Consider the following 1,883-nt stretch of genomic DNA (forward strand, 5'->3'; position numbering starts at 1 on the left):
CGACGTGGTGATCGTCGGCGGCGGCGGGCACGGGCTCGCCACCGCCTACTACCTCGCCAAGGAGCACGGGATCACCAACGTCGCGGTGCTGGAGAAGAGCCACGTCGGCTCGGGCAATGTCGGGCGCAACACCACCATCGTGCGCTCGAACTACGGCCTGCCCGGCAACATCCCGTTCTACGAGCGCTCCATGAAGCTCTGGGAGGGGCTGGAGCAGGACATCAACTACAACGCCATGGTCAGCCAGCGCGGCGTGCTGAACCTCTACCACTCCGACGCCCAGCGCGACGCCTACGCCCGCCGCGGCAACGCCATGCGGCTCGCCGGGATCGACGCCGAACTCCTCGACCGCGAGGGCGTGCGGGCGATGGTGCCGTTCATCGATTTCGACAACGCCCGCTTCCCCGTGAAGGGCGGCCTGCTCCAGCGCCGCGGCGGCACCGTGCGCCACGACGCGGTGGCCTGGGGCTATGCCCGTGCCGCCAGCGACCGCGGCGTCGACATCGTCCAGAACTGCGCCGTCACCGGCATCCGCCGCGAGAACGGCCGCGTCACCGGCGTCGAGACCAGCCGCGGCTTCATCCGGGCCAACAAGGTGGCGATCTCGGTCGCCGGCTCCTCCTCGCTGCTGGCCGGCATGGTCGACATGCGCCTGCCGATCGAGAGCCACGTGCTGCAGGCCTTCGTCAGCGAGGGCGTGAAGCCGCTGATCGACTGCGTGATGACCTTCGGGGCCGGCCATTTCTACGTCAGCCAGTCGGACAAGGGCGGCCTCGTCTTCGGCGGCGACATCGACGGCTACAACTCGTACGCCCAGCGCGGCAACCTGCACACCATCGAGGACGTGATGGAGGGCGGCATGGCCCTCTGGCCGGGCCTCGGGCGCCTGCGGCTGCTGCGCCACTGGGGCGGCATCATGGACATGTCGATGGATGGCTCGCCCATCATCGACCGCACCGATATCGGCGGCCTCTATCTCAACGCCGGCTGGTGCTACGGCGGCTTCAAGGCGACGCCGGCGGCAGGATTCTGCTTCGCCCACCTGATCGCCCGCGACGAACCGCACGCGGATGCGAGCGCCTACCGCCTCGACCGCTTCGCCACCGGCCATCTCATCGACGAGAAGGGCATGGGCGCCCAGCCCAACCTGCATTGAGGCTCTCTTCCCTCCCCCTTGCGGGGAGGGACCGAGGGTGGGGGTGGTGCAGGACGAGGCGCAGCGGTGCCTTCTGCGCGACCCCCACCCCTGACCCCTCCCCGCAGGGGGGAGGGGATATCTCCGGGACAGGACGACACGCCATGCGCATCCGATGCCCCTTCTGCGGCGAGCGCGACAACGGGGAGTTCAGCTACCTCGGCGACGCCGCGCCCCGGCGCCCCGACGGGATGGATGCCTCGGCCCAAGCCATGCACGACTACGTCTATCTGCGCGAAAACCCCGCCGGGACGATCCGCGAGCTCTGGTACCACGCCGCCGGCTGCCGCTCCTGGCTGGTCGTGACCCGCGACACCCGCACCCACGCCATCGAATCGGTCGAGCCGGCGCGCGACGTCGCGCGGGCGCGGAACACCGCCACGCTCACCGGGAGTGCCGACCATGCTTGATCGCGAGCCGCAGCAAAGCCCTCCCCCCTCCGCGGGGGAGGGTGGCCCGCGCGTCAGCGAGGGTCGGGAGAGGGGAGCGCCCTTTCCGGAAACGTCGCCCCCTCACCCGCCCGCTCCGCGGGCGCCCTCCCCCGCGGCGGGGGGAGGGTTCGGCAGCGACCAACCCTTCCGCACGGCCACCGGCGGCCTGATCGACCGGCGGCGCCCGCGCGACTTCACCTTCGACGGCAAGCGCCTCACCGGCTGCCACGGCGACACGCTCGCCTCGGCGCTGCTCG

Annotated in this window: 3 protein-coding genes; all 3 read left to right on the forward strand. The window is 71.2% G+C overall.

The genetic code is table 11. The features are described 5' to 3' along the window. On the forward strand, positions 1-1,156 hold a 1,156-nt coding region (locus MFF42_RS25615; RefSeq protein WP_238258782.1), incomplete at its 5' end, for a sarcosine oxidase subunit beta family protein. A gap of 143 nt (positions 1,157-1,299) precedes the next feature. Continuing rightward, positions 1,300-1,605: a sarcosine oxidase subunit delta gene (locus tag MFF42_RS25620; protein ID WP_238258783.1), complete on the forward strand. Its 306-nt coding sequence runs from the start codon at positions 1,300-1,302 to the stop codon at positions 1,603-1,605. Beyond that, a partial coding sequence (locus MFF42_RS25625) for a 2Fe-2S iron-sulfur cluster-binding family protein (RefSeq protein ID WP_238258784.1) occupies positions 1,598-1,883 on the forward strand: 286 nt, incomplete at its 3' end. The genes MFF42_RS25620 and MFF42_RS25625, both read left to right, overlap by 8 nt.

The sequence above is a fragment of the Methylorubrum podarium genome (assembly GCF_022179745.1).
GTDB classification, from domain to species: Bacteria; Pseudomonadota; Alphaproteobacteria; order Rhizobiales; family Beijerinckiaceae; genus Methylobacterium; species Methylobacterium podarium.